The organism is Burkholderia sp. GW821-FHT14F03, assembly GCF_058803765.1.
The window spans coordinates 1-3,694 of sequence record NZ_JBXAPG010000027.1 but is presented as its reverse complement, the minus strand read 5'-3'; the positions used below and the strand labels follow the sequence as shown (position 1 = coordinate 3,694).

The window sequence follows — 3,694 nt, the reverse complement described above, 5'->3', positions numbered from 1 at the left end:
CGTTGCCGACGCGAGATAGCCTTCGGCGATAGCCGTTGTGCCACTTGCCAGAGCGACATTGCCGAGCGCCACTGCGCTGTCCCCGCTGCCGATCGCGCCCCAGCCCACGGCCGTCGCAACACTGCCAGACGCGGTACTGGAACTCCCAAGGGCGACTGATTGAATATTGTTAGCCGTGGCGCCGGTGCCCACGGCGACAGTATTGGTGTTCGATGCGAGAGCGTTAAAACCAAACGCGTTGCTGGTCGTGCCGGATGCGGTGGCTTGAAAGCCCACTGCCGCAGCCTCGGTACTCGCGTAGGAGTTGAAGCCGAGCGCCAAGGCGCCATTACCCGAGGCACTTGAGTACGCCCCGAATAACGTTACGCTGGTAAAACTGCTCCCTCCCCCATTTGCGCTGCATCCAGCGACAGTGGAATATGTTCCGTTTCCATCAACGGGACCAGTTTCTGCCGGTAATGATCTGCCGGTCAGGCTCGTTGCAGCTCCCGTGCTGCAAGTGACTGAATCCCCCGCTTGGGTAAAGCCAATGGTGCTCGCATGTGCAAGTTGGAACGCGCCAGCAAGGAGCACGCCGGCGACTACTTTTGCACCGCCGCCCCCGCTGCGCTTTCCTCGCGCGGCCGTGAGTTCCGAGACCGCCACCCAAGCCCCGAGGGTCTCACTCCAGATCGTCCGGTACGACTTGTTCATTTTCATCACCTCATCGGCTCATGCGGGGTCTCACGGCATAGACGTGGATTTCTCGCGTCGTTAAAATTACTTAAAGGAATACTAATTAAATACCCATCGGCTTGACGGTTTCATCATTCGATCAGTAGTAGAGGGGCGCTCTACGTTCCGTGATTTCCCGAACTGCTGCTGTCGTCCGAAGTCGGGGGTTTTTTATCAGCGTGCCGCGATACGGCCTCGTCCCAGATTGCCCTGCCGTGTTTCCAACCTGCACGTGCCATCGTCTTCAGCAAGGCGCCGGAGTGACTGTCTTCCATCCGTTTCCCCCCGGCGTCGCCATCCACTGGGGGATTGACGCCGTACAGTCCAGCCGCGATGCCTGCCTTGTAGGCGGATCGCGCCGCACCGCGGCTTGCGCTGTCGACATGTCGCGCCAGCAGCTCAAAGACGATTGATTCAATTGCGCCGACGTAGGTGTCGACGTCTTCGAGGCGATCGAGGGGGGCGGCGCGAAATAGATGAACCACCATTTGGTCCGCTGAAGCCAGCATGGATGCTTTTTCCACGCGGTTGGAATTTGAATTCGGCATATTCATCTCACTCCACTGTTCGTCAATGTCGAAGCACGTTCAGCCGGAAAACTCAATTCTCAATTTCAATGTGAACCGATTTCTGTTTTTATGAAAATTGATAGATCGGGCTCGCCGATTAAAAGAGTGGCGATGAAATAAATTGCGCATTTTGATATTCTGATTGCCGTCCTGCCTGCGCTCGAAGCCGACAACTGATTTAACGTCCTGATTTGTTGCGAGTCGACATCACTGACTTCCTTACGAAACTGCTCGGAGTAGCTGTCGATCAGCTTCATATCTCCATCGTACTCAGGAAAAATTTCCCTGAGAAAATACTCCGCGAGGTCGAATTTTCCGTTTTTAAGATTATTTTCGGGCCTGAACAAAGGTGCTATTCAATCCAACAGCCAGTGGAAGATAGTGATCCTCACTAGTTTTTAGTGGAAGGCGCGTAAGGATTTCTCGTGTGAATTTGATACAACGGATCTGCTTTTGTCCAGTAAAATTTTCACCAATCGTTTGGTGTTAACTTTTCTCAATTACCTGACGATTTCGATGGGAAGCGGTATTCATCGTATGGGTGTTTAAGATGTATTTAAAATAAATCTTTATGAGGATGTGGTCACGGCGTGCTTGTTGAGTGTGTTGTTTGGCTGAATCTCGGGGAGGCATGAGTATTCATGCTTGATTCGGGGAAGCCGATACGCTCTTCCCGATGAGGCGTGGCGAGAGACCGAGACGAATGAGACGGATGAAAAGAGCGCGTTGAATGAGCGCCTGGGAAGCGCCGGCCGACGGTACGACAACATGATGCCCCCGTCTTTACACACCAGGAATTCCCGGCGCCGCTGTTGTCGTCGAAGCCGCGTTTGCCGGCTTGCGGCGCATCCATCGTCTGTTTCTGCATACGACGACAGCCCCAGGAGCGTGTTTGAAATGGGGTGCCGAATGTCGGGCTGATTGCGTGCGCCAGCCGCCGTTGGTGGAATAGAGGCGAGGGCGGGGATAGGCGATGCGACGCCCGTCCGCCCCGCATTCCGCCCCGCCGCAGTATCATGCGCGCTACGCGGCGCGCGCGCCGCGCGACCGTCCCGTTCGCATTTCCTCGCATGCATCTGACCGGCACCACTGTCCCGATCTCCCTCGTCAACGGCTTCCTGTCGGGCGCCGGCGCGCGTCCCGACGTCATCACGCGCTACCTGAGGCAGGCGGGCATCCCGCCGGAACTGCTGAGCGAGCCGGGCGCGCGCGTGACCGAGGAGCAGTTCTCGACGCTGTACCGGATGCTTGCGATCGAACTCGACGACGAGATGCCCGGCATCTTCAGCCGCCCGTTTCGCAGTGGTACGCTCAAGTTCCTGTGCCTGAGCCTGCTCGACGCGCCGAACCTCGACACGGCGCTGCACCGCTTCGGCCAGTTCTTCCATATCGTGTTCGACGATTTCCGCTTCGTGTCGCGTCGCAACGACCTGGTGGCCGAGGTCGAACTGCGCCCGCACCCGGATTTCGGGCCGCCCGGCGCGCTGGGCCAGGAACTGATGCTGAAGCTGTCGCACGGCGTGTCGTCCTGGCTGATCGGGCAGCGCATTCCGCTGCTGCAGGTCGATTTCGCCTGCGCACGCCCCCCGCATGCGCACGATCACCGCTATTTCTTCTCGTGCCCGGTCCGCTTCGGCGCGGACGCGACGCTGCTGCGCTTCAGCGCGGCCTACCTGGATCTGCCGATCCGCCAGAGCAAACGCAACCTGCGCCAGTTCCTCGCGCGCGCGCCGGGCGACTGGATCTTCGAATCGTTCAGCGAGCAGCGCGTCAGCCACCGCGTGCGCCAATATCTCGCGGGCACGCTGCCCGACCTGCCGACCATCGAGTCGGCGTCGCGGCACCTGCATTGCTCGGTGCGCACGCTGTGCCGCCGGCTGGCCTCGGAAGACACCTCGTTCCAATCGCTGAAGGACGAACTGCGGCGCGATGTCGCGATCCAGCGCCTGACCGACACGCAGGACACCATCGCCGCGATCGCGGGCGACCTCGGCTTCGACGATCCGAGCGCGTTCCACCGGGCGTTCCGGCACTGGACCGGCAGCACGCCGGGCACCTACCGCGACCGCGCTTAAAAGGGGCGCGAACCGAGGTCGCGCGCGACGCGTTGGCCGGATTTGTCACTAGAAGGGCCGGTTTGGACAGCCCGCCGGAGCGGCTTTGGGCTAGGATAGCCCGAACTTCGCGCCCGGCCACGGCCGGCGCGCGCCCCTACTCCGTGATATTGGAAGGTTCCAGATGAGCTATAGCGCCCCCGTCAAGGACATGCTGTTCGTGATGAAGGAATTGGCCGGCCTCGACGCGGTTGCGCGGCTGCCGGGCTTCGAGGACGCCGGTTTCGAGACGGCGCGGGCGGTGCTGGAGGAATCGGCGAAGTTCTGCGGGGAGGTGCTGGCGCCGCTGAACGTGGA

At 59.9% G+C, this 3,694-nt stretch carries 5 protein-coding genes; 2 read left to right on the top strand and 3 right to left on the bottom strand.

What is annotated here, in order from left to right; translation table 11 throughout:
- From AC1RQF_RS19130 to AC1RQF_RS19120, 3 genes are all read right to left on the bottom strand, one after another.
- Positions 1-699: ESPR-type extended signal peptide-containing protein (locus AC1RQF_RS19130; protein ID WP_492872702.1), on the bottom strand; the 699-nt coding region annotated here is incomplete at its 3' end.
- A 134-nt stretch (positions 700-833) separates the two neighbouring features.
- Positions 834-1,268, bottom strand: a complete 435-nt coding sequence (locus tag AC1RQF_RS19125; RefSeq protein WP_273996958.1) for a hypothetical protein — start codon at positions 1,266-1,268, stop codon at positions 834-836.
- Positions 1,269-1,327: 59 nt separating this feature from the next.
- Positions 1,328-1,540: a hypothetical protein gene (locus AC1RQF_RS19120; protein ID WP_273996957.1), complete on the bottom strand. Its 213-nt coding sequence runs from the start codon at positions 1,538-1,540 to the stop codon at positions 1,328-1,330.
- An 813-nt stretch (positions 1,541-2,353) separates the two neighbouring features.
- Between AC1RQF_RS19120 and AC1RQF_RS19115 the strand changes: the two genes are divergently transcribed.
- Positions 2,354-3,358, top strand: coding sequence for an AraC family transcriptional regulator (locus AC1RQF_RS19115; protein ID WP_492872701.1), 1,005 nt, complete (start codon positions 2,354-2,356; stop codon positions 3,356-3,358).
- Positions 3,359-3,521: 163 nt separating this feature from the next.
- On the top strand, positions 3,522-3,694 hold a 173-nt coding region (locus AC1RQF_RS19110; RefSeq protein WP_492872756.1), incomplete at its 3' end, for an acyl-CoA dehydrogenase N-terminal domain-containing protein.